General features: G+C 62.9%; 27 protein-coding genes. 16 read left to right on the top strand and 11 right to left on the bottom strand.

Annotated features, from left to right (window positions below; genetic code table 11):
* The first annotated feature begins 116 nt into the window (after positions 1-116).
* From tauA to AC0L26_RS27475, 4 genes are all read left to right on the top strand, one after another.
* On the top strand, positions 117-1,130 hold the full coding sequence (gene tauA / locus AC0L26_RS27490; RefSeq protein WP_473635396.1) for a taurine ABC transporter substrate-binding protein: 1,014 nt from the start codon (positions 117-119) through the stop codon (positions 1,128-1,130).
* Between the two features lie 135 nt (positions 1,131-1,265).
* Positions 1,266-2,039, top strand: a complete 774-nt coding sequence (locus tag AC0L26_RS27485) for a taurine ABC transporter ATP-binding protein (protein WP_473635395.1) — start codon at positions 1,266-1,268, stop codon at positions 2,037-2,039.
* Positions 2,036-2,911 (top strand): ABC transporter permease subunit, encoded by an 876-nt coding sequence (locus tag AC0L26_RS27480; protein WP_473635394.1) that lies wholly within the window; start codon positions 2,036-2,038, stop codon positions 2,909-2,911. The genes AC0L26_RS27485 and AC0L26_RS27480 overlap by 4 nt, the downstream gene beginning before the upstream one ends.
* A 17-nt stretch (positions 2,912-2,928) precedes the next feature.
* Positions 2,929-3,117 (top strand): hypothetical protein, encoded by a 189-nt coding sequence (locus AC0L26_RS27475; RefSeq protein WP_473635393.1) that lies wholly within the window; start codon positions 2,929-2,931, stop codon positions 3,115-3,117.
* A 56-nt stretch (positions 3,118-3,173) separates the two neighbouring features.
* Here the strand turns inward: AC0L26_RS27475 and AC0L26_RS27470 are convergent, their stop codons facing one another.
* Entirely contained in the window at positions 3,174-3,359 is a 186-nt protein-coding gene (locus AC0L26_RS27470) for a hypothetical protein (protein WP_473635392.1), read from the bottom strand.
* Positions 3,360-3,663: 304 nt separating this feature from the next.
* Here AC0L26_RS27470 and AC0L26_RS27465 point away from each other — a divergent pair, with 304 nt between their 5' ends.
* The 3 genes from AC0L26_RS27465 to AC0L26_RS27455 all read left to right on the top strand — a co-directional run bounded on the left by AC0L26_RS27465 (position 3,664) and on the right by AC0L26_RS27455 (position 6,346).
* Positions 3,664-4,023, top strand: a complete 360-nt coding sequence (locus tag AC0L26_RS27465; protein ID WP_473635391.1) for a septal ring lytic transglycosylase RlpA family protein — start codon at positions 3,664-3,666, stop codon at positions 4,021-4,023.
* A gap of 266 nt (positions 4,024-4,289) precedes the next feature.
* Entirely contained in the window at positions 4,290-5,567 is a 1,278-nt protein-coding gene (locus AC0L26_RS27460; RefSeq protein ID WP_473635390.1) for a polyhydroxyalkanoate depolymerase, read from the top strand.
* Between the two features lie 161 nt (positions 5,568-5,728).
* Positions 5,729-6,346 (top strand): transglutaminase-like cysteine peptidase, encoded by a 618-nt coding sequence (locus AC0L26_RS27455; protein ID WP_473635389.1) that lies wholly within the window; start codon positions 5,729-5,731, stop codon positions 6,344-6,346.
* A gap of 6 nt (positions 6,347-6,352) precedes the next feature.
* Here the strand turns inward: AC0L26_RS27455 and AC0L26_RS27450 are convergent, their stop codons facing one another.
* Genes AC0L26_RS27450 through AC0L26_RS27435 form a run of 4 tightly spaced genes read right to left on the bottom strand, consistent with a single transcriptional unit; the run spans position 6,353 to position 9,121 of the window.
* Positions 6,353-6,721, bottom strand: coding sequence for a helix-turn-helix domain-containing protein (locus AC0L26_RS27450; RefSeq protein ID WP_473635426.1), 369 nt, complete (start codon positions 6,719-6,721; stop codon positions 6,353-6,355).
* Between the two features lie 10 nt (positions 6,722-6,731).
* The gene (locus tag AC0L26_RS27445; protein WP_473635388.1) at positions 6,732-7,277 is read right to left on the bottom strand and encodes a Smr/MutS family protein; all 546 of its coding nucleotides are present in this window, start codon (positions 7,275-7,277) and stop codon (positions 6,732-6,734) included.
* Entirely contained in the window at positions 7,274-8,395 is a 1,122-nt protein-coding gene (gene mltA / locus AC0L26_RS27440; RefSeq protein ID WP_473635387.1) for a murein transglycosylase A, read from the bottom strand. The genes AC0L26_RS27445 and mltA overlap by 4 nt, the downstream gene beginning before the upstream one ends.
* Positions 8,396-8,416: 21 nt before the next feature.
* Positions 8,417-9,121, bottom strand: coding sequence for a Tim44/TimA family putative adaptor protein (locus tag AC0L26_RS27435; RefSeq protein WP_352936547.1), 705 nt, complete (start codon positions 9,119-9,121; stop codon positions 8,417-8,419).
* A 198-nt stretch (positions 9,122-9,319) separates the two neighbouring features.
* Between AC0L26_RS27435 and AC0L26_RS27430 the strand changes: the two genes are divergently transcribed.
* The 3 genes from AC0L26_RS27430 to AC0L26_RS27420 all read left to right on the top strand — a co-directional run bounded on the left by AC0L26_RS27430 (position 9,320) and on the right by AC0L26_RS27420 (position 11,092).
* The gene (locus AC0L26_RS27430) at positions 9,320-9,820 is read left to right on the top strand and encodes an FxsA family protein (protein ID WP_473635425.1); all 501 of its coding nucleotides are present in this window, start codon (positions 9,320-9,322) and stop codon (positions 9,818-9,820) included.
* A gap of 236 nt (positions 9,821-10,056) precedes the next feature.
* Complete coding sequence (secB, locus tag AC0L26_RS27425; protein WP_473635386.1) at positions 10,057-10,557, top strand: protein-export chaperone SecB; 501 nt, start codon at positions 10,057-10,059, stop codon at positions 10,555-10,557.
* 247 nt (positions 10,558-10,804) lie between these two features.
* The gene (locus tag AC0L26_RS27420; RefSeq protein WP_473635424.1) at positions 10,805-11,092 is read left to right on the top strand and encodes a GIY-YIG nuclease family protein; all 288 of its coding nucleotides are present in this window, start codon (positions 10,805-10,807) and stop codon (positions 11,090-11,092) included.
* Between the two features lie 197 nt (positions 11,093-11,289).
* On the opposite strand, the gene dnaQ is transcribed toward AC0L26_RS27420, so the two are convergent.
* The 5 genes from dnaQ to AC0L26_RS27395 all read right to left on the bottom strand — a co-directional run bounded on the left by dnaQ (position 11,290) and on the right by AC0L26_RS27395 (position 15,336).
* A complete protein-coding gene (gene dnaQ / locus AC0L26_RS27415; RefSeq protein ID WP_473635385.1) occupies positions 11,290-12,009 on the bottom strand; it encodes a DNA polymerase III subunit epsilon in 720 nt (239 codons plus the stop codon).
* An 85-nt stretch (positions 12,010-12,094) separates the two neighbouring features.
* Positions 12,095-12,697 (bottom strand): dephospho-CoA kinase, encoded by a 603-nt coding sequence (coaE, locus tag AC0L26_RS27410; RefSeq protein WP_473635384.1) that lies wholly within the window; start codon positions 12,695-12,697, stop codon positions 12,095-12,097.
* Between the two features lie 5 nt (positions 12,698-12,702).
* Positions 12,703-13,545: a shikimate dehydrogenase gene (locus AC0L26_RS27405; protein ID WP_473635383.1), complete on the bottom strand. Its 843-nt coding sequence runs from the start codon at positions 13,543-13,545 to the stop codon at positions 12,703-12,705.
* Entirely contained in the window at positions 13,538-14,137 is a 600-nt protein-coding gene (locus AC0L26_RS27400) for a Maf-like protein (RefSeq protein ID WP_473635382.1), read from the bottom strand. Before AC0L26_RS27400 ends, AC0L26_RS27405 begins: the two co-directional genes overlap by 8 nt.
* A gap of 377 nt (positions 14,138-14,514) precedes the next feature.
* Complete coding sequence (locus tag AC0L26_RS27395; protein WP_473635381.1) at positions 14,515-15,336, bottom strand: pyruvate, water dikinase regulatory protein; 822 nt, start codon at positions 15,334-15,336, stop codon at positions 14,515-14,517.
* 403 nt (positions 15,337-15,739) lie between these two features.
* On the opposite strand from AC0L26_RS27395, the gene hemE reads away from it, so the two are divergent.
* The 3 genes from hemE (at position 15,740) to rho (ending at position 18,742) form a co-directional block, all read left to right on the top strand.
* Positions 15,740-16,768: a uroporphyrinogen decarboxylase gene (gene hemE, locus AC0L26_RS27390; RefSeq protein WP_473635380.1), complete on the top strand. Its 1,029-nt coding sequence runs from the start codon at positions 15,740-15,742 to the stop codon at positions 16,766-16,768.
* A complete protein-coding gene (gene hemJ, locus AC0L26_RS27385) occupies positions 16,765-17,307 on the top strand; it encodes a protoporphyrinogen oxidase HemJ (RefSeq protein ID WP_473635379.1) in 543 nt (180 codons plus the stop codon). Before hemE ends, hemJ begins: the two co-directional genes overlap by 4 nt.
* Before the next feature lie 169 nt (positions 17,308-17,476).
* Complete coding sequence (gene rho / locus AC0L26_RS27380; protein ID WP_027153631.1) at positions 17,477-18,742, top strand: transcription termination factor Rho; 1,266 nt, start codon at positions 17,477-17,479, stop codon at positions 18,740-18,742.
* Between the two features lie 266 nt (positions 18,743-19,008).
* Here the strand turns inward: rho and AC0L26_RS27375 are convergent, their stop codons facing one another.
* Positions 19,009-21,042 (bottom strand): thioredoxin domain-containing protein, encoded by a 2,034-nt coding sequence (locus AC0L26_RS27375; RefSeq protein WP_473635378.1) that lies wholly within the window; start codon positions 21,040-21,042, stop codon positions 19,009-19,011.
* A 64-nt stretch (positions 21,043-21,106) separates the two neighbouring features.
* Between AC0L26_RS27375 and mnmE the strand changes: the two genes are divergently transcribed.
* The 3 genes from mnmE (at position 21,107) to rsmG (ending at position 25,348) form a co-directional block, all read left to right on the top strand.
* Complete coding sequence (gene mnmE, locus AC0L26_RS27370; RefSeq protein WP_473635377.1) at positions 21,107-22,435, top strand: tRNA uridine-5-carboxymethylaminomethyl(34) synthesis GTPase MnmE; 1,329 nt, start codon at positions 21,107-21,109, stop codon at positions 22,433-22,435.
* Between the two features lie 406 nt (positions 22,436-22,841).
* Complete coding sequence (gene mnmG, locus AC0L26_RS27365) at positions 22,842-24,716, top strand: tRNA uridine-5-carboxymethylaminomethyl(34) synthesis enzyme MnmG (protein ID WP_473635376.1); 1,875 nt, start codon at positions 22,842-22,844, stop codon at positions 24,714-24,716.
* A complete protein-coding gene (gene rsmG, locus AC0L26_RS27360) occupies positions 24,713-25,348 on the top strand; it encodes a 16S rRNA (guanine(527)-N(7))-methyltransferase RsmG (protein WP_473635375.1) in 636 nt (211 codons plus the stop codon). Before mnmG ends, rsmG begins: the two co-directional genes overlap by 4 nt.
* Positions 25,349-25,377: the final 29 nt, after the last annotated feature.

Raw genomic sequence — 25,377 nt, 5'->3', positions numbered from 1 at the left:
CCGACAGCTTTTTTCCACCAAACCTGCCGCTGTTGGAAGGATTTAACTCTACAAGAACGATAGAATTAGACGACTATGCGGGGCAATCCGGTTTTCTCTTTTGAAGGAGCCCTTTCATGTCCATCATTTCACGGCGCATCGTTCTCCTGTCGTCAGCAGCCCTGGCAGGCGCCGCCTTCCTCGGCCCGGCCGAGGCGCAAGACCTCAAGATCACCATCGGCTACCAGACGGTGGTCGAACCTTCGAAAGTGCCGCAGGCAGACGGCGTTTATGAGAGCACGACCAAGGCGGCCATCGACTGGCGGAAGTTCGATTCCGGCGCCGACGTGATCGCCGCCGTCGCTTCCGGTTCGGTCGACATCGGCTATGTCGGATCGAGCCCGCTGGCGGCGGCCGCCAGCCGCGAGCTTCCGATCCAGACCATTTTCATCGTCGGCCTGATCGGTGAATCCGAAGCCCTTGTCGCCCGCAACGGCGCCGGCATCGAAAAGGTCGCCGACCTCGCCGGCAAGAAAGTGGCTGTGCCCTTCGTCTCGACGACGCATTACAGCCTGCTTGCCGCGCTGAAGCATGAGGGCGTCGATCCGAAATCGGTCGAGATCCTCAATCTCAGGCCGCCGGAGATCGCAGCGGCCTGGGCGCGCGGCGACATAGACGCGGCCTATGTCTGGGATCCGGCGCTCGGCCAGATCAAGACGTCCGGCAAGGTCGTACTGGACTCCTCGCAGGTCGCCGCGTGGGGCGCGCCGACCTTCGACGCCTGGATCGTGCGCACCGATTTTGCCGAGAAGAACCCGGAAGCGGTGCGCGACTTCGTCAAGGTGACTGGTGCGGCCTACGCCGAGTTCCTGGCCAAGCCGGACGCCTGGTCGGTGTCGTCGCCACAAGCGGCAAAGATCGCCAAGCTCACCGGCGCCAAGCTGGACGACGTGCCGCAGCTGCTCAGGGGCTATGTCTTCCCGACGCTCGGAGAGCAGGCCTCGGACAAATTCCTCGGTGGCGGCACGGTCAAGGCGGTCGAGGCGACATCCGCCTTCCTCAAGGAGCAGGGCAAGGTCGACGCCGTGCTGCCCGACTATTCGAAATATGTGTCGTCGAAATATGTCAGCGAGGCGCTTGCCTCGAACTGAGTGCAGGAGTCCGGAACTGTTGGTTCCGGAAAGACGCGCGCGGTTCTCCTCCCTAACGCCGCGTGCTGCCTGTCCCGGAGCCGCAGACGAGGAGCGGCTTCGGGACAGGGAGATTCGGACTATCAGCGAGGCCACATGACGCATCTCGTGCTCGACAAAGTCTCTGTCCATTATGACGGCCAGCCGGCGTCAGCCGTCGAGCGCGTGTCGATCGATGTCGCCAAGCACGACTTCGTCGTTCTGGTCGGCCGCTCCGGCTGCGGCAAGACCTCACTGCTCAATGTTGCCGCCGGTCTGGTCGAACCGGCGCGCGGCAGCGCCACGATCGGTGGTAGGCCGATCACCGCGCCCGGCTCGGACCGGGCCGTCGTGTTTCAGAACGATGCGCTGTTTCCGTGGCTGACCGCACGGGAAAATGTCGCCTTTGCCCTCAGGCTGCGCGGCGTCCGGCCGGACGAGCGGACGCGGCGCGCCGACGAGCTGCTCAGGCTGGTGAAGCTCGAGGGCGCCGGCGACAAGCATATCTGGGAGCTTTCCGGCGGCATGCGCCAGCGCGTCGGGCTGGCCCGCGCTCTCGCCGCCGAACCGCAATTCCTGCTGCTCGACGAGCCGCTGGGCGCGCTCGACGCGCTGACGCGCGAGCGCATGCAGACGACGCTGCTCGATCTGTGGACCGCAAGCCATGTCGGCGTGCTGATGGTCACGCATGGCATCGAGGAAGCGCTGGTGCTCGCCACCCGCATCGTGGTGCTGGCACCCGGGCCGGGCCGGGTGGTGCGGACTTTCGAAACCGGCTTCAGCCGGCGCTATGCGGCCGGCGAGCCCATCCGCGGCATCAAGGCCGATCCGGCCTTCGCGGCGGCCCGCGGCGAGCTGACCGACGCGATCTTCGAGGGAGAGGCGGCATGACCGTCTCCTCCTACACGGAACGGCCAATTGCCAACACCGGCGCCAAGGCCGACGAGGCCGACGAGACCGACGCCTTGACGGTGCCGTGGTCGCGGCCAAAACGGGGCCGGGTTTCGGCACGCGTGGTCAGCACTGTCACCATTCTGGCCACGCTGGCGGCATGGGCGCTGTCGGCTCGCCTGCAACTGGTGTCGCCGGTCTTTCTTCCGTCGCCTGCTGCCGTCTGGACCAAGTTCATTGCCGTCGTCGGCGATGGTTTTGTGGACGCGACGCTTGCCCAGCATATCGTCGCGAGCCTGGGCCGCGTGTTCGCGGCGCTGGTCGCGGCCGTCATCGTCGGCGTTCCTGTCGGGTTGGCCATCGGCACCAGCGTGATAGGTCGCGGCATCTTCGATCCGCTGCTGGAATTCCTGCGGCCGATCCCGCCGCTCGCCTATCTGCCGCTGGTCATCATCTGGTTCGGCATCGGCGAGCCGTCGAAGATCCTGATAATCGCCATCGCCATGCTGGCACCGGTCGCGCTGTCGACGGCATCTAGCGTTCGCGGCGTCTCGCAGGAGCGCGTCAACGCGGCCCGTTCGCTTGGCGCGACGCGGGCGCAGGTCATACGGCATGTGATCCTGCCCAGCGCCCTGCCCTCGATCCTGACCGGCCTGCGCATCGCACTTGGCGCCGGCTGGTCGACGCTGGTCGCCGCCGAACTGGTGGCGGCGACGCGCGGGCTTGGCTTCATGATCCAGTCGGCCGCCCAGTTCCTCGTCACCGACGTGGTGGTGATGGGCATCCTGGTGATCGCGGCCATCGCCTTCGTGCTCGAATTCATCATCCGCAGGCTCGAGCGCGCGCTCGTTCCATGGGCAGGACGGGAGTGAACAAAGGAGAGACAGTGATGGACCATTCCACCGCAACGCTGTTTGCCTTTCTTGACAGCCGGCTTCGCCTGATCCAGGCCAGGGACAAACAGCCGGCCGAGGACAAGCCGAGATCGCCAGTCCCTGTCCAATTGGACGCCGAGCGCAGCCGCCTGCCGCCGCGAGACGAAGGCTTCTACTGGGCCTGGCAGTATTGGTCACAGTGAACGGCGCCGCGCTATCTCATCTGATCCCTGCCACTAGACATTCAGCACGCGTTGGCTCAGCCGCGCGGGTTCGCCCACACCAATCCGACCAGCCCGACCAGCGCGGTGATGATGCCGATATAGAGCCATTGCGACTGGCCGGTCATGAAGCTGCCGCCGACGAGGCCGATGCCTTGCAGCGACCAGAGCGCACCGATGGCGATCACAATCAGCGCCAGCAGATTTTTGATCAATCTCGTCACCGGAACTTCCTTTCCAAGTCGATCCTCGATTGCGCCATGATCGCGATGCAAGAGTGATAGGAAGAGATCCTATCGCGCTCACCTGATCTTGTACCTCGACGCCCGATCTTACCGAAGACATCTCGAACATCAGCGCGAACATCATCAAAGTTCCGCACTAGTCTCACAGAAAACCTCTGACAGATTGTTTCGCACCGACTCCAAACGTGTAACGTTGCCATGGAACCGCCAGATCGCTGCCGCATTTGCCGCCTCATTCCGCCCCAACGGCTTTGGGTCTGTCAATGGAGCCCATTCCCCACCGATGAAGAAATCCAACCAGACCGCGCTTGTCGCGGCGACGATCGCGGCTGGCCTAATGGTCGGCGCATCCACCTCTCCTGCCGCCGCTCAATGCGGCCGCGCCTCCTGGTACGCGTTGCATTCGAAGACAGCTTCCGGCGAGCGGATGAACCCGTCGGCACTGACCGCCGCTCACCGCACCTTGCCTTTCGGCACCAAGCTGAAGGTGACCAACCGCAACAATGGCCGCAGCGTCGTCGTGCGCATCAACGACCGCGGCCCGTTCATCAAGGGCCGCGTGATCGACCTGTCGAAGGGCGCCGCCAGGCGGCTCGGCTTCATCAGCTCGGGCCATACCTCGGTGTGCACGGCCCGGGTGTGATGCCAGGCTGAGACATGCCGTCCGGCTTCACGGCCGGATGGCCGCAAACCTGAGGCGATTGCCCGTGTCTCCCCGGCGCCTTCGCAGTCGCACAATAAGCCGGCTCGCACCGTTCAAAGCCGATTTTCAACGCCTTGGACGAAAGGATAAGCATAAATCACGTCACTTGACGTATTGCATCGCAGCAATTTGTTGTTAACGTCCGCGCGAGACATCTAAGGCTCGGCGCTGCCGTCGTCCCTTTGGTCGCAGCAGCGGGGTTCTCGATGTTCTACCAGCTTTACGAATTGAACCACGCCGCCCTGCAGCCGGCCCGCCTCTATGCCGATGCGGTGCGGATGCTCTACACTAATCCGCTCAATCCGCTTTCGCACACGTCCTGGGGCCGCTCGGTCGCGGCAACGGCCGAATTGTTCGAGCGCACGACGCGCCGCTACAGCAAGCCGCAATTCGGCCTGGCGAAGACCGTGGTCGACTGGAAAAGCGTCGACGTCACCGAAAAGACGGTGTGGTCGCGGCCCTTCTGCAATCTGCTCCGTTTCGAGCGGGCGGTTCCCGCCGGCCGCCGGCCCGATCCGAAGCTGCTGATCGTGGCGCCGATGTCGGGCCATTATGCGACGCTGCTGCGCGGCACGGTCGAGGCGATGCTGCCCCATGCCGACGTGCACATTACCGACTGGGTCGACGCCCGCATGGTGCCGCTCAGCGACGGCAGCTTCGACCTCGACGACTACATCGACTACATCATCGACATGCTGCACGCGCTGGGACCCGACACCCATGTCATGGCGGTGTGCCAGCCCTCGGTGCCGGTGCTGGCGGCGGTGGCGCTGATGGAAACGCGCGGCGATCCGTTCGTTCCCTCTACGATGACGCTGATGGGCGGGCCGATCGATACGCGCCGCAATCCGACCGCGGTCAACCTTCTGGCCGAGGAAAAGGGCATCGACTGGTTCCGCGACAACGTCATCATGCAGGCGCCGTGGCCGGTGCCGGGCTTCGGCCGCGAAGTCTATCCCGGCTTCTTGCAGCTTTCAGGCTTCATGAGCATGAACCTCGACCGCCACATCATCGCCCACAAGGACTTCTTCATGCATCTGGTGAAGCATGATGGCGACAATGCCGAGAAGCACCGCGACTTCTACGACGAATATATGGCGGTGATGGATCTGACGGCGGAATTCTACCTGCAGACGGTCGACACCGTGTTTGTCCGCCATGCCTTGCCCAAGGGCGAAATGACGCATCGCGGCGTGGCCGTCGATCCCTCAGCGATCCGCAATGTCGCCCTGTTCACGGTCGAGGGCGAGAACGACGACATTTCCGGCCTCGGCCAGACCCAGGCCGCGCACGATCTGTGCGTCAACATCCCCGCCGACAGGCACGCCCACTACATGCAGCCGGCGGTCGGCCATTACGGCGTCTTCAACGGCTCGCGCTTCCGCTCCGAAATCGTGCCACGCATCGTCGACTTCATCACCAGCTATGGCCGCCAGACCCGCGTTGCAGTGAAGCCGAAGCTGGTCCGCACCGCCAAAAAGTAAGATGAGGCCCGGATGGTAGCGGCCGCTCAAATCGACCTGTTGCACAATAGCCGCGCTTTCGGCCGCGCCGGTAACCATGTCGCAAATCTGGCCGTTCGTATAATTGACGGGACTGTTAATCGCCCTTAACGTTTCGTTAACAACAAGGGACGAGGGGGACAATGATTTCCTCACCAATGGCGAGAAAGGTGCGCGTGTGCGCACTCGCAGGGCTGGCACTTGCGGCAGGCTGGTCGACGGCGGCTTCGGCGGCCGGACCAATGGCAACCGGCGGCCCGACGTCGCAGCCGATCGGCCATTACGATTTCTGCAAGACCAATCCGGCCGAGTGCTCAATCCGCCCGGGTGATCTCTCTCCCGCCACCATGACCGGCTCGCTCTGGCGCAAGATGCTCAGCGTCAACGCCAAGGTCAACGCCTCGGTCAAGCCGATAAGCGACTTCGACATCTACGGCAAGGACGAGGTCTGGGCCTATCCGGTCAAGGGTGTTGGCGACTGTGAGGACTATGTCCTGGAGAAGCGTCGCGAATTGAACCGCTTGGGCGTGTCTTACGCCGATCTTCTGATGACCGTGGTGCGCAAGCCCGACGGCGAAGGCCATGCAGTGCTGACGGTGCGCACGAGCAAGGGCGACTACATCCTCGACAATCTGGACGAAAAGGTCCGCTTGTGGGACCGGACCGGCTACCGCTTCCTCAAGCGGCAGGCGATCGACAATACCGGCCGCTGGGTCTCGATCCGTGATGGCCAGCAGGTTCTGGTCGGCGCGGTCCAGTAGGGGTTATCACTTTGGCCGCTTCAGCGCGGCACGGATCGATGCTGTGATGCGGCGAAGCTCGGCTTCGTCGAGTTTTTCGATGTTTTCGGCCAGGAGATTGGCAAGCTCGGTGGCGGCGGGAGTAAGGCCCGACGTGTCGAGCTTCACCCGCGGGTGCGAGGTCTCGGCCAGCCGCGCGAGTTCCTCCGCATCGTCCCATATGACATTGAAATAGCCGATGATCTTCTGGATCAGCGTCCAGGTCGGCGCGCCGCGGCGGCCATGCTCCAGCGCCGACAGATAGGCGGCACTGACACCGATCGCCTCGGCCATGGCCTTTTGGCTGACGCCACGTTCACTTCGCAGCGCGCGAAGCTTTTCGCCGAACGGCGTCACAAGTTCGTCCTCATGCGCGCGTCCTTCGCAGGCGGACATAGAGCGCGCCCGAGCCGCCATGGTTGCGGGCGGCATGGTCGTGGCTGGAGACGAGCGGCCTGAATGCCGGGGTCGCCAGCCAGGCGGGCACGGCGCGGCGCAACACACCGTCGCCGCCCGACGAGGAACCCTTGCCGGTGATGACCAGCACATAGCGGATGCCGCCGGCATGCGCCCGGTGCAGGAAGGAGAACAATAACGAATAGGCTTCGTCCTGGGTCAGGCCGTGCAGGTCGACGCGGCCTTCGATCGGCAACCGCCCCTTCGACAGCTTTTCCAGCGTCGGTTCGTCGAGCGCATGCGAAACGTGCTGCGTCTTTGCTTTCGCCGCCGCAGCCGGAGCCATGGCCTGGGCACGCGGCGGCGGCTTCATGTCGTCGTCGATTTCAGGGCCGATTTCAGGGCCAATGTCGGGACTGGTGACGGCGGTCCTGCCCTTCAGCGGCTTGGCCGTTCGCGCCACCAGGTTCCACAGGACCCGGTCGTCCTCGCTCAGTCTGTCGATGCGCCGGGTCATCGCCCCGCTCCCGGAACGAGCCGACGCGGCAGCAGCGCATAGAAGTCGGCAGGATTGCGGACGACGCCGGCGATCTCGCCGGCTGCATCGCCCGATCCGGCGAACAAATCGCCGCGGGCCGGTCCGGTGATGGCCGAGCCGGTGTCCTGCGCGATCATCAAACGCCGGAACGGCTTTCCGTCGAAGGCGTTCAGCGACGGCGCGTCGATGTAGAACGGCGTGCCGAATGTATGGAGCAGCCGGTCGACAGCGACGGAGCGACCCGGCGTCAGCGGCACCTTGGCGGCGGCGATCGGCCCGAGTTCCGGGTCGTCGACCCCCGGCTCGCTAAAGGAAATCTCGCGGAAAAAAATATATGAGCGGTTGCGCCACAGGATCTCGTCGATGCGATCCGGATGCGCCTTGAACCAGGCGCGGATCGACTCCATGGTCACCGCTTGCAGCGGGATTTCGCCTAGCTCACTCAGGATCTTGCCCGGTCCGGTAAAGCGCTGGCCGGACTTGGCGGCATAGGTGACGCGGCAAAGCCGGCCGTCGGTCATGGTGAGCCGCGCAGAACCCTGCACATGGATGAAGAAGGCGTCGACCTTGTTGGCGAGCCAGGCGATTTCCAGGCTCCTGTCCGCCAGCGCGCCGCGCTCGATCTCGCCACGGTCGAAATATTCGACCGGTCCGTCAGGCGTGTCGCGGCCGAAGGCGAGATAAGGGTCCATGCCGGGCGGCCGGTTGGCGTCGTCTATGCCGACGAGATCGGCCGGGCGCGACAGCAGCGGCACCGTAAATCGTTCGGTTCGCACCGGTGAGGCGTCGACCACGGGTTCATAGAAGCCGGTTACCAGGCCGGCGCCACCGCTTTCCGCCTCTATGAGAGCCGGAACGAAATGATACTCGAAGAAAGCGCGGGCTTGCGCTCGGTCCGCTGGCGCAACCGTGCGGGCTACAGCGTAGGCTTCGGTGAAGGCATCGAAGTCGACGCCGAGCCCGCCGGAACGATAGGGTTTTGTCAGGACATGAAAGGCCGAACGCCGGAAAGCAGCGAACGCAGCCAGATGGTCGTCCTCGTCCCAGCCGGGCAGATCGTCAAAGGATTTTTCGCTGAAAGCCTGAGAAAGCGACACGACAGGCCCCGCCGCCGCAGTTCAGTCTTCTTCTTCGGTGGCGACGAGCTTCCAGTTCGGATCGCGCGAGCGCGTATCGCGGGCGAAGGTCCAGACATCCTTGACTTCGGCGACGGTCTCGGGATCGCCATCGATGACGGCGCCGGCCTTGTCGCGCGTCGCCGAAATCAGCTCGCTGACGATGCGCAGCGTGATATGCGCCTCGCCGCCCTTCATCTCGGCGGAAACGATATCGGCCTTGTCGATGCCGACGAAGGAAGACTGGATCTTTTCCGATTTCGCCTCGCGGTCGCCGATGGCCGCGACAAAGCCGTCATAGACCTCGCGCGACAACAGGTTCTTGAGCGTCTTGCGGTCGCCATCGGCATAGGCCATGACGATCATCTCATAGGCCATCTTGGCGCCGTCGACGAAGGTCTTGGGGTCGAATGACGGATCATTGTCCTTGATCGTGCGCAAGCCCTTGTTGAGATCGGTGTCCGGCTTGGCGAAGGCGTCGATCGCCGCATAGGCGTCGACTGGCGGCTCTCCCGGCGCCCGCTTGCGCGGCAGCGAGACCACATTCTCTGATTTCTGGGCTGCGTCCTCGCGCGTTCGGTTCGCCGCATAGGGGTCGAAGGGCGGGCGCTCGCTGCCGGTGCGACGGCCGAGCACATTGCGCAGCTGGAAAAAGATCACAACCGCCGCAATCAGAAAGAAAATCGTGCCGAAGTCGAAGAATCCCATATCTTCCGCCAATCAATCCCTACTCCGGCCGGACCACCGGCCTAACAATGGCCGCGATCGCATAGCGTTCAACATTCAAAGCATATAGAACGCAAGGTGCAATCATTCAAATCAAAGGCAGGCATACCTATCTAAAAGGTCCAGTGCCAGCGGCGATTGCTCGCCGGCCGGCAAAACATGGAAACGATCGGTCAAGATTTGCGTATTTCGCTGCTTCCCCTGTTCATTCTCGCGCTTCCGCTGCTGGAGATCGCCGGTTTCGTCGTTGTCGGCCGCCAGGTCGGCGCATTGGCGACGGTCGGCCTGGTGCTGGCTTCAAGCATCGCCGGCGCGCTGTTGTTGCGATACCAGGGTTTTGGGGTGATGAGCCGGGTCCGTGCCGAAATGGACGCCGGACGTGATCCAAGCCGCCAGCTCGCGCACGGCGCCATGGTCGTGCTGGCGGCGATCCTGCTCATCATTCCCGGCTTCATAACAGACATTTTCGGCATTCTGCTGTTCCTGCCGCCGGTCCGCGACCTTGCCTGGCGCCTGCTGAAAGGCCGCATCGTGCTGGCGACCAATTTCGGCACCGGCGGTTTCCACGCCCGGCAACCCGACAAGACCATCGATCTCGACGACGGCGACTATTCGCGCGGCGACGATCACGGGCGTGGGCCGGATCACAGTTCTCCCTGGCGCCGCCTCAAGGACGACTGAAGCGCGTCGCGTTGAAGCGGATTCAAATCGAAGCGCTTTAAGCCTTCGTTTTTATGCATGTCGTTGTCACAAAACCGCTGCGCACCCTCGGGTCACGCCCGAGGGCATGCTTTTGGGCGACATGCACCAGGAGCGGCGAAGGGGTCGGCAAACCTTGTCTTGTCATGCCGACCATGGTAGCGAACGCCCGATTTCAATCCGGTCAGCAACGCTGCCCAGGCAAAAGGACAAGGCTTATGGCCAGCAAAGACGACGCGCCGACCGGCGCGGCCAATGGCAACGGCAACGCGGCGCAGCCTTCCCTCAACGTGCTCGCCCAATATGTGAAGGATCTTTCCTTCGAAAGCCCCGGCGCGCCGAACTCGCTGCGCGGCCGCGACAAGGCCCCCGGCATTGCCATCAACGTCAATGTCAACGCCAACCCGCTTTCGGACAAGCAGTTCGACGTCAATTTGACGCTGAACGCCAAGGCGTCCTTCGATCAGGAAGTGCTGTTCAACGTCGAGCTGGTCTATGGCGGCGTGTTCGCCATCAGCGGTTTCCCGCAGGAGCATATGCTGCCGCTGCTGTTCATCGAATGCCCGCGGCTCTTGTTCCCGTTCGCGAGGCAGATCATTGCCGAATCGACGCGCAATGGCGGCTTCCCGCCCCTGATGCTCGACCCGATCGATTTCGCGCAGATGTTCCAGCAGAAGCTGGCCGAGGACCAAGCCGCCGGCAAGGTGCAGGCCAGCTGAGAAGGCTTGCTCGGTAGCGTTAAGAAGCCCGGCCTCGCGCCGGGTGCAGTCGCCAATCTCTGACATCTGCGATTGGCCGTAAAACCTCCACATGGCCGTAAGCCTCCACACCTTCGTCATCCTAGGGCGGAGCAAGGAGCGAAGCGACGCGGCGCAGACCCTAGGATCCATGCCGTTACATCAGCCGCGGAATGCAGCGGCTCAGAACGGCGCTTGCGTCCGCAACGGCGCCAGCTACCCTTCAACCATAACCGGCTATGCCTACATGACCGCGAGCCAGAAGCGCGGCACGATCTACATCGGGGTCACCAATGATCTCGGCCGCCGAATGCCGGAGCACAAATCTGGCGAAGGCTCGCGCTTCACCAGCCGCTACGGCGTTCAGCGGCTGGTCTGGTACGAGGAATATTTCGACATCACCGACGCAATCCAGCGCGAGAAATCGCTGAAGCGCTGGCCACGTCAATGGAAGATCGACCTGATCGAGAAGACCAATCCAGAGTGGTTTGAGCTTTTTCGCGGGACCGGGTGGTAGCGCTCGGTTCTGATCCGTCGGAGCAAGCACTAGCGTAACGGCATGGATCCCAGGGTCTCCGCGACGTCGCTCCGCTCCTGCTCCGCCCTGGGATGACGAAGGGAGAGATGTTTCTACCAATCTCCAACGTTGGTGATTCGCCGCTGGCGGGAACTATCGACGTTCGCTGCCAATCGGCATCCAACCCGGCAAAAACACTATGCGGCGGAACTTGCTTCCGGGGCGACGCTCAACCAGAGCGCCTTTTCGCCCAGCGTGGCGACCATGCTGGCGTGCGCGGTGCGGTCTGCATCAGTCAGACGAGACGGCAGCGCTATCGGCCGCACGCCGATGCTGATGTCGATATCGTCGACATTTCTCCTGCCGCCGGCCGGCGCCGTGGCACTGTCGAGGATCAGCGCTGCCTGCTTACCGCCGATGAGCTCGATATAGACCTCGGCCAGCAATTCCGAATCGAGCAGCGCGCCGTGCTTGGTGCGACGGGCATTGTCGATGCCGTAACGCCGGCAGAGCGCGTCCAGCGAATTCGGTCCCATCGGATGCTTGCGGCGCGCCAGCGCCAGCGTGTCGACGACAAGCCCGGGGTCAACGACAGGATGGCCCAGCCGCCCAAACTCGACATTGAGGAAGGCGATGTCGAAAGTGGCATTGTGGGCGACAAGCTTGGCGCCGTTGATGAAGGCAAGGAATTCCTCGGCGATGTCGCTGAAGGTCGGCTTGCCCATGAGATCGGCGGCGCTGATGCCATGAACCGCCTGCGCCTCCGCATGAATCGGCCGTCCTTGCGGATTGATGTAGTGGTGGAAGGTGCGGCCGGTCGGGAACCGATTGACCAGTTCGATGCAGCCAAGCTCGATGACGCGGTCGTCGCGGAAATCGAGTCCGGTGGTTTCCGTATCGAAGATGATCTCACGCATCGAATCAGTCCGTTGGTTCCGGCATCATTCTAGCCGAATCATGATGGGAACAAAATGGCAACAGGTAATGTCGGCTGCAAGCCTCTTAATCGGGCCTAGCTGCCTTATCCCCGGCTAGTTCGGCAACGATCGCATTGACCGCCGCGCGTGCCGCATCAAAACCCTGTCCGGTGTCGATGACGAAATCGGCTTGGCTGCGCTTTTCGGCGTCGGGAACCTGCCTTGCCAGGATCGATGCCAGTTTCTCCTCGCTCATGCCCGGCCGCGCCAGCACGCGGGCACGCTGGATTTCGGCCGAGGCGGTGACGACCACGACCTTGTCGACGCGGTCGCGGCCGCCGGTTTCGAACAAAAGCGGGATATCGAGAACGACAAGCGGTGCGCCGGCGGCACGGTTCCTGGCTAGGAAGGCGTCGGCGTCGGCGCGGACCAGCGGGTGGATGATCGCCTCCAGCCGTTTCAGCGCCGCCGCATCGCCGAGCACCCGCTCGGCCAGCTTTGTGCGATCGACCGAGCCGGATCTGGTGGTTCCGGGAAAGGCCGCCTCCACCAGCGGCGCGGCCTTGCCGGCGTAGAGGCGATGCACTGTCTCATCCGAATCGTGGACGGGCACGCCGGCCTCGGCAAACATCTTTGCCGTGGTCGACTTGCCCATGCCGATCGATCCGGTGAGGCCGAGCACGATCATGGTTTTCACTCCTTGGCAGCGAGATCGGCGACGATCATCCGACGCAATTCGGCGGTGACCTCCGGCCTAATGCCGAACCAGCGCTCGAAGCCGGGCACCGCCTGGTGCAGCAGCATGCCGAGCCCGTCGACGGTCTTCAGGCCCCGCGCTTTGGCTGCGGCCAGCAACGGCGTTTCCAAAGGCACATAGACAATGTCGGTGACGATGGCATGGTCCGGCAGCCTGGCCGGATCGGCGGACAGGCCTTCATTGCCATGCATGCCGACCGCTGACGTGTTGACCAGCAGGCCGGCATCGGCAAGCAGCTCGCCTGTCGCAGCCATGCCATGGGCCGAGACCCCGGCGCCGAAACGGTCGCGCAGCTCCTGCGCCCTCGCAAGCGTCCGGTTGACGATCCGGATGTCACTAATGCCGCGCTCAATCAGCGCCTGGATGACCGCGCGGGAGGCGCCGCCGGCGCCGAGCACCACGGCCGGGCCATTGCCCGCCCAGCCCGGCGCATGCTCGTCCAGATTGGCGGCAAAGCCATGGCCGTCGGTGTTGCCGCCCCACAAAGTTCCGCCCTCGAACCACAGTGTGTTGACCGCGCCGATCTGTTCGGCCGCCTCGTCGCGGCACGTCGCCAACGCGAAGGCGGCCTCCTTGTGCGGGATGGTGACGTTGCCGCCACGATAGCCATTCGCCTCGAGCGTTTTGACGAATTCGGCAAAATCGTCCGGCGCGACGTCGATGGCCCGGTAGCTGCCGTCGATGCCGTATGTCGCCAGCCAATAGGAGTGGATCTTGGGCGACCGCGAATGCGCGACCGGGTGGCCGGTGACGAAGGCCTTCTTTACGGCCTCAGCCATCGATGGCCCCGAGGTCACGCAGCTTGGCTAGAACCGGCAGAAGCGGCAGGCCGACGATGGTGAAATAGTCGCCCTCTATTCTTTCGAACAGCTGGATGCCCTCGCCTTCGATCTGGTAGGCGCCGACGCTGGACAGCGCCTTGGCGCCGACGCGCGCCAGATGACGGCCAATGAAGGCCGGATCGAGCTTGCGCATGGTCAGGCTGGCAATGCCGACATGCCGCCACAGAACCGCGCCGTCGCGGGCCAGCACTACGGCGCTGTTGAGCTGATGGGTCTTGCCCGACAACGCCAAGAGATGTCGGCGCGCGGCTTCCATGTCGGCCGGCTTGTGGAACAGTTCGTCGCCGAGTGACAGCGTCTGGTCGCAGCCGAGCACCAGGGCGCCGGGCTTTCGCTCGCTTACCTCCGTGGCCTTGGCCTCGGCGAGGACCAGGGCGACGTCCTCCGGCGAGATACCGCTGCCTTTTAGCGGCGCCTCGAGCGCGCGCTCATCGACTTCCGGCGGGACCGCCTCGATGGCGACGCCGGCATTGACGAGCATCGCCTTGCGGAACGGACTGCCCGAAGCGAGGATGATTTTTTCGGTCATTTTTTTTCGCGCCCGATTACCCGTCGTTGAGATGCTGGCAGAGTGGGGCGCTAGCAGCCGCCGCACCCCTTAGCCACTGTAACGGCATGGATCCTAGGGTGTCCGCCACGTCGCTTCGCTCCTGCTCCGCCCTAGGATGACGAATGCATAATAATCTACGGCTAATCTCAACCGTCGGAGATTGGCAGTTGTGTCGCCGCATAAGAAGTGACGATGCTGGCAAGTCGCAAACTTTCGAGATTGGCTGAGAGGATCGTCCCTTCGTCATCCTAGGGCGAAGCAAGGAGCGAAGCGACGCGGCGCAGACCCTAGGATCCATGCCGTGACCTTTCGAGCTACGCGGCGGTGGGTGTTATCAACGCATCGCACGGCTCCAATTATCTGTTCTTTCCGCGCAGGGCAACGATGGCCGCCGCCGTCTCCTCGATCGAGCGGCGGCTGACGTCGATCATCGGCCAGCCATGCCGGGTGCAGATCTGGCGGGCGTAGGCGAGTTCCTCGGTAATCGCAGCCCGGTCGACATAGTCCGTCGGCTCGTAGGCGCTGGTATTGCCGAGGATGCGGTTCTGGCGGACCTGCGAGATGCGTTCCGCGGTGGCAATCAGCCCAACGATCAGCGGCGTCCTAGCGTTGACCAGGCTTTCCGGCACCGGCACGCCGAGCACGATCGGGATGTTGGCGGTCTTGATGCCGCGATTGGCGAGGTAGATGCTGGTCGGTGTCTTCGAGGTGCGCGAAATGCCGACGAGCACGATGTCGGCGTCATCCATATTGGCCGGCAGCTGGCCGTCATCATGCTCCATGGTGAAGTTGAGCGCGTCGATGCGGCGAAAATATTCGGCGTCGAGAACATGCTGGGCGCCGACGCGGCGGCCGGCCGGCGTGCCGAGATAGGACTGGAAGACGGTCAGCACCGGTTCCAGCACGGAGACGCAAGGCAGGCCCATGGCCGCGCAGCGTTCGTCGATGCCGCGGGCGAGGTTCTGGTCGACGACCGTATAAAGGATGATGCCCGGTTCCTCCTCGATGTCCTCGAACACTTTCGTCACCTGCTTCTCGGTGCGGATGAGCGGATAGATATGCTCGATGGCGCGCGCATCCTTGTATTGCGCGGAAGCCGCGCGGCCGGCCGCCAGCAGCGTTTCACCGGTGGCATCGGAAATCAGGTGGAGGTGAAAGAAGCTCTGGGGTTTGTTCACAGGGGTTCGTTCCAAGCTGTGGGCCGATGTGGATAAGGTCGGCCGGAAAGATCGGCCGGTTCGGGGCGACTGTATCAGATGCCGGTTTGTCCACAATTCGATGCGCTGTCGGCTTCGTCGGGCGGCTGGGGACAAATCCGGGGACGGGCTTTTTCGACTCCGCCCTATCCACAGGCCGATTTTCTTTGCGCGGGCGGCAAGGCATTGACTCCAGTTGGAAATTTCAAACTGTCCCCAATCCCCTCCTATCCGGCAGAAGAAGCACGCGACAATATGCTGGCTGGCCTTTTCCGGGGCAAAGCGGGACAGGAGACAACCACCGATACCAACAGACTCTTAGAATCATAAGATTCCTAGAAATAGAATATTTATTTATAGAGAAGCCTGGAGAGGCGAGCGCTGAATGCCTGAAAGCCGGATCATGCTGGACGTGTTGAAGGGCGAAGCGGTGTTTCCGCCGCCTCTCTGGATGATGCGCCAGGCCGGCCGCTATCTGCCGGAATATCGGGAGACGCGCAGGCGGGCCGGGTCGTTCCTCGATCTCTGCTATAGTCCCGATCTTGCGGTAGAGGTGACGCTGCAGCCGATCGAACGCTTCGGCTTAGATGCCTCGATCCTGTTTTCCGATATCCTTGTCGTGCCGCATGCGCTGGGCCGCGATGTGCGCTTCGAGGAAGGGCGTGGGCCACTGTTGACGCCGATCTTGGCCACCGAGATTGCGGCTCTCGACGGCGAAACGTTTCACGTGAATCTCGAACCGGTCTATGAGACGGTCAGGCGATTACGGGCAAAACTGCCTGACGAGACGACGCTGATTGGCTTCTGCGGCGCGCCGTGGACGGTGGCGACCTATATGATCGCCGGCCATGGCACACCTGACCAGGCGCCGGCGCGGCTGTTCGCCTATCGAGAGCCGGCGGCTTTCTTGCAGCTGCTGAAATTGCTTGCCGACCACTCGGCCGCCTACCTGATCCGCCAGATCGAGGCCGGCGCCGATGTGGTGCAGATCTTTGACTCGTGGTCGGGCGTGCTCGACGACGTTTCTTTTGAGGCCTTTTGCGTCAGGCCGGTGGCCGAGATCGTCAGGCAGGTGCGAGCCGTTCACCCCGACGTTCCGATCATCGGCTTTCCCAAGGGCGCCGGCACCCATTACTTGAGCTATCGCCAGAAGACCGGCGTGACGGGGCTGGGGCTCGACTGGACCGTGCCGCTGACGACAGCGAGGGAATTGCAGCACGGCGGCGCCGTGCAGGGCAATCTCGATCCGTTGCGGCTGGTGGCCGGCGGCAAGGCTCTAGCCGACGGCGTCGACGCAATCCTGAAAACACTGGGCGATGGGCCGCTGATCTTCAATCTCGGCCACGGCATCACGCCGGAGACGCCGATCGCCCATGTCGAGGCGATGCTGAAAATGGTGCGGAGCGCATCATGACGATGATGGGAAAAGGCACTGCAGAAGGTGGTGTTGACGCGATGCGGCGCGCAGCGATCGCGATTGCCATTTTCCTCGTCCTGGCTGGGCTGCTGTTCTTGTTTGGGCCCGACGATTTCTATCCCTGGGCAAAGGCGATCCACGTCATCGCAGTCATTTCCTGGATGGCGGGCATGCTCTATCTGCCCCGGCTGCTGGTCTATCATGCCGATGCCGAGAAAGGCTCCGTCCAGTCGGATACCTTCAAGGTGATGGAGCGCCGGCTGCTGCGCGGCATCATCAATCCGGCCATGGTCATCACTTGGGCGTTCGGCCTGTGGCTTGCCTGGATAGGCTTCGGTTTTCAGGGCGGCTGGCTGCATGCCAAGATCGCTGCGGTGCTCGGCCTCTCAGCCGTTCATGGCTATTTGGCCGGCGCGGTTCGTAAATTCGCCGAGGACCGCAACGAAAAGCCAGCGAAGCACTGGCGGATCGTCAACGAGATCCCCACATTGCTGATGATCGTCATCGTCGTGCTGGTTATCGTAAAGCCCTTCTGAGGCTTCGACGACCTGCAAAAGGCGGCTTGCTCTTTCAATCGACCGACGATAAAAGACGGGTCTTCCTTCCCGTCATGCGCCGCCCCATCCATCGCTTCGGCCGCGCCCGGCATTTGTCGCATCCCGCCGATATTTTCCCCATACTTACTCACTCAGAGTCCGTCTAATGATGCAAGAAATGAAACTCACAGAGTTCAAGAACAAGAAACCGCCAGAGCTGATCGCTTACGCCGAATCGCTCGAGGTCGAGAACGCCAGCGTCATGCGCAAGCAGGAGCTGATGTTCGCCATCCTGAAGAGGCTGGCGACGCAGGATATCGAGATCATCGGTGACGGCGTGGTCGAAGTACTGCAGGACGGTTTTGGCTTCCTGCGCTCGGCCAATGCCAATTACCTGCCGGGTCCGGACGACATCTATATTTCGCCGTCGCAGATCCGCCGGTTCTCGCTGAAAACAGGCGATACGGTCGAAGGCCCGATTCGCAGCCCGAAGGAGGGCGAGCGCTATTTCGCCCTGCTCAAGGTCAATACGATCAATTTCGACGACCCGGAAAAGATCCGTCACAAGATCCATTTCGACAATCTGACGCCGCTTTACCCGACCTCGCGGCTGAAGATGGAAATGGACGTTCCGACCTCGAAGGACATCTCGGCCCGGGTCATCGACCTGGTGGCGCCGCTCGGCAAAGGCCAGCGCGCCCTGATCGTGGCGCAGCCGCGCACCGGCAAGACGGTGCTGTTGCAGAACATCGCCCACTCGATCACCACCAACCATCCCGAATGCTATCTGATCGTGCTCTTGATCGACGAGCGGCCCGAAGAAGTCACCGACATGCAGCGCTCGGTGAAGGGCGAGGTAGTCTCCTCGACCTTCGACGAGCCGGCGGTGCGCCACGTCCAGGTCGCCGAAATGGTGATAGAGAAGGCCAAGCGCCTGGTCGAGCACGGGCGTGACGTCGTCATCCTGCTGGATTCGATCACCCGCCTCGGTCGCGCCTACAACACCGTGGTCCCGTCATCCGGCAAGGTGCTGACCGGCGGTGTCGACGCCAATGCGCTGCAGCGGCCGAAGCGCTTCTTCGGCGCCGCCCGCAACATCGAGGAGGGCGGTTCGCTGACTATCATCGCGACTGCGCTGATCGATACCGGCAGCCGCATGGACGAAGTCATCTTCGAAGAGTTCAAGGGCACCGGCAACTCGGAAATCGTGCTCGACCGCAAAGTGGCGGACAAGCGCATCTACCCGGCCATGGACATTCTCAAATCCGGCACCCGCAAGGAAGACCTGCTGGTCGCCCGCCAGGACCTGCAGAAGATCTTCGTGCTGCGCCGCATCCTGGCGCCGATGGGCACGACCGACGCCATCGAGTTCCTCATCGACAAGCTCAAGCAAACCAAGACGAATGCGGATTTCTTCGATTCGATGAATACGTAGGAGGGCAATGGCGCCGTCTTACCTTCGTCATCCCAGGGCGTAGCGACGCGAAGCGGAGCGAAGACCCTGGGATCCATGCCGTGACTTCGGCCGAAGAATGCGGCGGTTAGAAATAGCCTCTATTTGCAGCTGCGAAGATGCTCTCGATTCTGGGCCGCGATTGCGTGTCGTTGATTTCACGGCATGGATCCCAGGGTCTTCGCTCCTGCTCCGCCCTGGGACGACGAGGCATGATGAGCCAGGCGGCTAATCGCAGGTGCTTCTTCTTATCGTCGCAGTAACAGCCGCTCGAGTTCCTCGGCGCTCGTCACCACCGGCAGGCAGACCTGCCCCGTGCACAGCCACGCGCCGGGCTCGGTCGTTGGCGGCAGGACGCCGCCTGGCAGCACCGGCAGGTTCCCTGCCGATCCGACCGGCACGATAATGTCGATCCGGCGCGGGTCCGGATTTCGATTCGCAACCGGAACAAGCCCGGGACTGTCCCGGTCATCCACCAGCACCAGTTTCAACGGCTCGACCGCCAGGGCGCAAGCGTTGACGACGCCCGCTTGGCCATAGGCCTGATGCGCCGCGCGGCCGGCCGCGTGTTCGGCGATTTTCCAGGTCTTTTCCTGCAATTCGAGATCGCCGGAGAGCGAGGACAATCGGACCATGGCCTCGATGATCTGGCCGGTGGCAGAAGGAATGGCTTCGTCGACATCGCCCCTGATGCGGATCGGCACGTCGGCGCTGTCCGAAGCGGTCAGATAATAGCCGGTGTCGTCATCGTCGCGGTGCCATTGATCGAGCTGTGCTATGAATTGGCCGGCCAGCTCGGCATAGCTCGATGTGCCGGTAGCCTCGAACAATGAGATCGCGGCGTTGGCCATGGCGGCGTAATCGCTCGACAGCGCAGGGAACAGCTTCTTTGCGCCGAGCATCGAATGCGGCAAACGGCCGTCTCGAGCAGCGCTGGCAATGGCGGCGAAAGCCTGTTCTGCCGCCTCGATCCAGTCGATCCGTTTCAGGGCGCGCCCGGCTTCGGCGAGAGCCGCGATGACGAAGCCGTTCCAGTCGGTCAGGATTTTTCCGTCTCGCCCGGGTCTGACGCGCTGCTCCCGGACTGCCAGCAATTTTTCTCTTAATGGAATGAGCCGATCGTGATCGGCTACGCTTTGCGTTTGCTGGTCTTCGGTCTGGTGGATGATTGGCTTGCCTTCCCAGCCATGCGGGCTGGAAAGCGTGAAGTGTTTGAAAAACAAGGGCGATTCGTCACCGAGAGCAGTTTCTATCTCTTCCCTGCTCCAGGTGTAGAACAGCCCCTCCTCGCCCTCGCTGTCGGCGTCGAGGCTGGCGGCAAAAGCGCTGCCGTCGACGCGCATCTCGCGCAGAAGCCAGTCGATCGTCTCTTCGATTCGTATCCGGAACAAATCATTGCCCGATGCCGCATAGGCCCAATTGCAAAACCGGATGAGCTGCGCATTGTCGTAGAGCATCTTTTCGAAATGCGGTACCAGCCATTCGGCATCGGTCGAGTAGCGGCTCAGCCCGCCGCCAATATGGTCGTAGATGCCGCCGCGCAGCATCTGCTCAAGGCTAAGGAGGACGGCGTCGCGGTGCGATGTGCTGTCGTCGCGCAGCCACGACAGCCAAAGCGTCTGCATGAAAGGCGCGTTGGGGAATTTGGGCGCGCCGCGTAGGCCGCCGAGATCCCTGTCGATCATGCCGTCGATGCCTTGGGCAAGGTTCGCGAGCGTGTCGCGGTCGAGCGCGGCCTTGGCATGCGTGCCCGCCAGCCGCGCCTCGACATGCGTGGTCAGTCCGTCGGCGCTTTGGTTAACGCTTTCTTTCTTCTCCCGCCACGCTTTGTCGACCGCCTCCAGCACCTGGACGAAGCCCGGCCGGCCGTAACGGGCTTCGCGCGGAAAATAGGTGCCGCCCCAGAAAGGCTTTCCGTCAGGCGTCAGGAACATGGTCAGCGGCCATCCGCCTTGCTCACCCATCGAGGACAGCGCGGCCATATAGATCTGGTCGATATCAGGCCGCTCCTCGCGATCGACCTTGATATTGACGAAGAGACGGTTCATGACGGCGGCGACGTCCTCGTTCTCGAAGCTTTCGTGGGCCATGACATGGCACCAGTGGCAGGCGGCGTAGCCGACCGACAGCAGGATTGGCCGCTGCAGCGCCTTTGCTTCGGCGAGCGAGGCCGGCGACCATGCCCGCCAATGCACCGGGTTGCCGCTATGCTGCTGCAGATAGGGGCTGGCCTCTTCGGCAAGTAGATTTTGCGCGGGCAGATTTTGCGCGGGTAATGTCACGGTCGGGCACTCGGCGAATTGTCAATGAGTAAGCGAAGCTAGGGCGGTTGTGCTGGGTCGGCAAATGATTTCAGGTGATTCCATCGTTGCCCTGTCGAGCGGCCGCCTGCCCGCCGGCGTTGCCGTGATCCGCATTTCCGGTCCGCAAAGTCGATTCGTCGTCGAAACGATTGCCGGTTCGATGGTTAAGGACCGTGTTGCGGCCTATCGCAAGTTCAGGGCGCCCGACGGATCGGTGCTCGACCACGGCCTGGTTATCTTCTTTGCTGGTCCCAACAGCTTTACTGGTGAGGACATCGCCGAGTTCCATGTCCATGGCGGCCGCGCCGTCGTAGCGAGGATGCTGGAGACGATCGCCGGCTTCGATGGCGTCAGGCATGCCGAGCCGGGTGGATTCACCCGCCGCGCCTTTCTCAACGGCAAGGTCGATCTGGTCGAGACCGAGGCGCTGGCCGATCTCGTCAATGCCGAGACCGAGGCGCAGCGGCGCTTTGCCGTGCAGAATGCCGAAGGTGCTCAGAGCGAGCTCTATCTCAGTTGGCGGCGCCGGCTCATCCATGCACGGGCGATGATCGAAGCCGAGATCGATTTTGCCGACGAAGACGATGTGCCGGGTTCCGTCGCCGAGACGGTCTGGTCGGATGTCCGCGCCATGATCGACGAGATCGAGCGTCATGTCGAAGGGTTCCGGGCCGCCGAAATCATCCGAGACGGGTTCGAGGTCGTCATCCTCGGGGCACCGAATGCCGGCAAATCGAGCCTGTTCAACGCGCTGGCGCGGCGCGAGGCGGCGATCGTCACGGAAGAGCCAGGCACGACCCGCGACCTGCTCGAAGTCGTGCTGGATCTGGAGGGGATGCGGGTCAGAGTGACGGATACCGCCGGCCTGCGCGAGACGCCCGGCAGGATCGAGGCCATCGGCATCGAAAGGGCAAGGAGCAAGGCCGGAACCGCTGATTTGTTGCTCGTGCTGGAGGATATGGTGGACCCTGCCCCGATCGGCGCGATACCAGCCGGGGTCCCGACATTGAGGATCGGGACGAAGGTCGATCTGTTGCAAGATGAATCGCTGGGGTTTGCGACGCGCTACGACACGGCAATCTCGACCAGGGACAGCACCGGGCTGGCAGAACTGCTGGCGGAAATCGGCCATCGCGCCGCGGCGCAGATCGGTGGGGCCGGCGATATCCTGCCATCGCGGCTGCGGCACGTCGAACTGCTCAACGAGACGAAACGCTTCTTGCTTGCGGCAACCCGAGAGGATGGGCGCGGGCAGGAGCTGCGGGCGGAGGAACTGCGGCTCGCAGCAGATCGGCTTGGCCGGATTGTCGGCGCGGTCGATGTCGAGGACATGCTGGACGTTGTCTTCTCGCAGTTCTGTATTGGAAAATGACTCACGTGAAACATTGCGACTTCGGCGTGGTAGGTGATTCACGTGAAACACCGGGGTGATCGCCCCTGTCGTTTCGTCATCCTAGGGCGGAGTGAACGCAAAGCGGAGCGCAGACCCTAGGATCCATGCCGTGACATTAGCCGGAGGATGCCGTGGTGCAGAGGTAGTTGCCGGTCCTTCGCGTGCTTCGGCTTCAAAAGTCCTGCACGCCGCGATGCTTAGATGTCACGGCATGGATCCTAGGGTCTGCGCGGCGTCGCTTCGCTCCTTGCTTCGCGCTAGGATGACGAAGTTAAGGGTTGTCGCGTCGCTTGCATTGTTTCACGTGAAACGATTCGTCGAGCGTCCTTGACAGAGCCGGCTCTCGGCGACATGTGTCGGTCGACTTGAATTCGGGATTCTGTAAATGAGCGATCACTATGATGTGGTTGTAGTGGGCGGCGGCCATGCCGGTTGCGAGGCGGCCAGCGCTGCCGCGCGCGCCGGTGCCAAAACGGCTCTGGTGACGCTGCGTTTCGAGACGATCGGCGTTATGTCCTGCAATCCGGCGATCGGCGGGCTCGGCAAGGGCCACCTGGTTCGCGAGATCGACGCCATGGACGGGCTGATGGGGCGCGTCGCCGATGCGGCCGGCATCCAGTTCCGCCTGCTCAACCGCCGCAAGGGACCGGCAGTTCGCGGGCCGCGGACGCAGGCGGACAGAAAGCTCTATCGGCTCACCATGCAGGCGGCGATTCGCGAGCAGGCCGGTCTCGACGTGGTTGAGGGCGAGGTTCTGGATTTCGAAATCGACAATGAGCGCATAGCGGCTGTGCTGCTGGCGGACGGCCGCCGGCTCGCCTGCGGCGCCGTGGTGCTGACCACCGGCACTTTCCTGCGCGGGCTGATCCATATCGGCGAGAAGAAGATCGTCGCCGGCCGCATGAACGAGCAGGCCAGCCTCGGCCTGTCGGCGACGATGAGCCGCGCCGGCTTCAAGCTGGGACGGCTCAAGACCGGCACGCCGCCGCGGCTGGACGGGCGGACGATCGATTGGGCGTCGCTGGAGAGCCAGGCTGCGGATGACGACCCGGTGCCGTTCTCGCTGTTAACCGACCGCATCGCCAACCCGCAGATCCATTGCGGCATCACGCGCACGACGCCGGCGACGCATGAGCTGATCCGCGCCAATCTGAGCCGCTCCGCCATGTATTCCGGCTCGATCGAAGGGGTGGGGCCGCGCTACTGTCCGTCGATCGAGGATAAGATCGTCAAGTTCGGCGACCGCGAAGGCCATCAGATTTTTCTGGAGCCGGAAGGGCTGGACGACGATACCGTTTACCCGAACGGCATTTCGACCTCGCTGCCGGAGGATGTGCAGCTCGATATCCTGAAGACCATCCCGGGCCTCGAACGCGCAACCATGCTGCAGCCCGGCTATGCCATTGAGTATGATCATGTCGACCCGCGCGAGCTCAAGCCGACGCTGGAAACCAAGCGAATCGCTGGCCTTTTCCTGGCCGGACAGATCAACGGCACCACAGGCTACGAGGAGGCTGGCGCGCAAGGGCTGCTCGCTGGCCTCAACGCCGCGCGGCAAGCATCGGCGAGCGATCAGATCGTGCTCAGTCGCACCGAAGCTTATATGGGGGTGATGGTCGACGATTTGACCAGCCGCGGCATCGCCGAACCCTACCGCATGTTCACTTCGCGGGCCGAGTTCCGGCTGTCGCTGCGAGCCGACAATGCCGATGAGCGGCTGACGCCGCTGGCCATGAAGCTCGGCATCGCTTCGCCAGAGCGAACGCAACGGTTTAGCAACGTCGTGCAGGAGCTTGAAAAGGCGAGGGACCTTGCGCTTGGCGCGACCATGACCCCCAACGAAGCCGCGCGCCATGGGCTCGAGATTAACAGGGACGGTGTGCGCCGCTCCGCCTATGAGTTGCTGGCTTATCCCGGTATGGATGTCGCCTGGTTGGCCCGGATAGCCCCGGAGTTTGGCACAATCGACACCAAAACGGCCGAACGCCTTGAAACGGAGGCGAAATATTCGGTCTATCTCGATCGCCAGCAGGCGGATGTCACGCAGATCAGGCATGAGGAAAGCCGGCTGATCCCCGCTTCGCTCGATTTTGCGACGGTTCCGGGCCTGTCCAACGAGCTAAAGCAGAAGATGCTGGCACGCCAGCCGCGTTCCATCGCCGATGCACAGCGTATGGAAGGCATGACGCCGGCGGCGCTGGCGATCATCGTCGCCCATGTCCGCAATGCCGAAGCTGCCGCGCGAAGGAACGTTGCGTGAGCGCTGCCTCATGGGCGAGCCTGCAGCAGGCTGCCGGCCCGGTTTCACGTGAAACATTCGAACGCCTGGTCGCGTTCGAAACGATCTTCCAGAAATGGAACCGCCGGATAAACCTCGCCGCGCAATCGACGCAGGACGATGTCTGGCGCCGCCACATCCTTGACAGCGCGCAGCTTGCGCGAATCAAACCGGAGGCGAAGCGCTGGGTCGATCTCGGCTCGGGCGGCGGTTTTCCTGGTCTTGTTCTTGCCTTTCTGCTTGCCGAGCGTGACGGCGCCAGCATCGATCTGGTTGAAAGCAACCGGAAAAAAGCGTCGTTCCTGCAAGCGGTCGTCGGGCAATTCAACCTCCCAGCAAGAGTCGTCGCGCGGCGGATCGATGATGCCTATCCGCTTGTTTCGACACCTCAAATCGTCACCGCCAGGGCGCTCGCACCGCTTTCGACCCTGCTCGACCTGTCGGCGCCGTGGCTGACGGCGGGCGCGTGCGGCCTGTTCCACAAAGGCCGGGATTACCGCACTGAGGTGGCAGAAAGCGCTCAACGATGGTCATTCGATCTGGTAGAACATGCCAGCGCGACGGACGCTCATGGCGTCATCCTCGAACTGTCTGATTTGCGCCAACTGATCTAGATCGGCGACCTCGGAATGAATTTCTGGCA

This window comes from Mesorhizobium sp. WSM4823, from assembly GCF_055811195.1.
Note: the sequence above shows the minus strand (reverse complement) of the source record. Positions and strands in the feature narration are given on the sequence as shown.

Excerpts from the sequence above, each read along its gene's own strand:
- AC0L26_RS27465 (WP_473635391.1), top strand. The coding sequence starts at position 3,664 with ATGAAGAAATCCAACCAGACCGCGCTTGTCGCGGCGACGATCGCGGCT.
- AC0L26_RS27485 (WP_473635395.1), top strand. The coding sequence starts at position 1,266 with ATGACGCATCTCGTGCTCGACAAAGTCTCTGTCCATTATGACGGCCAG.
- AC0L26_RS27475 (WP_473635393.1), top strand. The coding sequence starts at position 2,929 with ATGGACCATTCCACCGCAACGCTGTTTGCCTTTCTTGACAGCCGGCTT.
- AC0L26_RS27405 (WP_473635383.1), bottom strand. The coding sequence starts at position 13,545 with ATGGCTGAGGCCGTAAAGAAGGCCTTCGTCACCGGCCACCCGGTCGCG.
- tauA (WP_473635396.1), top strand. The coding sequence starts at position 117 with ATGTCCATCATTTCACGGCGCATCGTTCTCCTGTCGTCAGCAGCCCTG.
- hemJ (WP_473635379.1), top strand. The coding sequence starts at position 16,765 with ATGACGATGATGGGAAAAGGCACTGCAGAAGGTGGTGTTGACGCGATG.
- mnmE (WP_473635377.1), top strand. The coding sequence starts at position 21,107 with ATGATTTCAGGTGATTCCATCGTTGCCCTGTCGAGCGGCCGCCTGCCC.
- AC0L26_RS27460 (WP_473635390.1), top strand. The coding sequence starts at position 4,290 with ATGTTCTACCAGCTTTACGAATTGAACCACGCCGCCCTGCAGCCGGCC.
- secB (WP_473635386.1), top strand. The coding sequence starts at position 10,057 with ATGGCCAGCAAAGACGACGCGCCGACCGGCGCGGCCAATGGCAACGGC.
- mnmG (WP_473635376.1), top strand. The coding sequence starts at position 22,842 with ATGAGCGATCACTATGATGTGGTTGTAGTGGGCGGCGGCCATGCCGGT.
- dnaQ (WP_473635385.1), bottom strand. The coding sequence starts at position 12,009 with ATGCGTGAGATCATCTTCGATACGGAAACCACCGGACTCGATTTCCGC.
- AC0L26_RS27455 (WP_473635389.1), top strand. The coding sequence starts at position 5,729 with ATGATTTCCTCACCAATGGCGAGAAAGGTGCGCGTGTGCGCACTCGCA.
- AC0L26_RS27435 (WP_352936547.1), bottom strand. The coding sequence starts at position 9,121 with ATGGGATTCTTCGACTTCGGCACGATTTTCTTTCTGATTGCGGCGGTT.
- AC0L26_RS27480 (WP_473635394.1), top strand. The coding sequence starts at position 2,036 with ATGACCGTCTCCTCCTACACGGAACGGCCAATTGCCAACACCGGCGCC.
- AC0L26_RS27400 (WP_473635382.1), bottom strand. The coding sequence starts at position 14,137 with ATGACCGAAAAAATCATCCTCGCTTCGGGCAGTCCGTTCCGCAAGGCG.
- coaE (WP_473635384.1), bottom strand. The coding sequence starts at position 12,697 with ATGATCGTGCTCGGCCTCACCGGATCGATCGGCATGGGCAAGTCGACC.
- hemE (WP_473635380.1), top strand. The coding sequence starts at position 15,740 with ATGCCTGAAAGCCGGATCATGCTGGACGTGTTGAAGGGCGAAGCGGTG.
- rho (WP_027153631.1), top strand. The coding sequence starts at position 17,477 with ATGCAAGAAATGAAACTCACAGAGTTCAAGAACAAGAAACCGCCAGAG.
- AC0L26_RS27445 (WP_473635388.1), bottom strand. The coding sequence starts at position 7,277 with ATGACCCGGCGCATCGACAGACTGAGCGAGGACGACCGGGTCCTGTGG.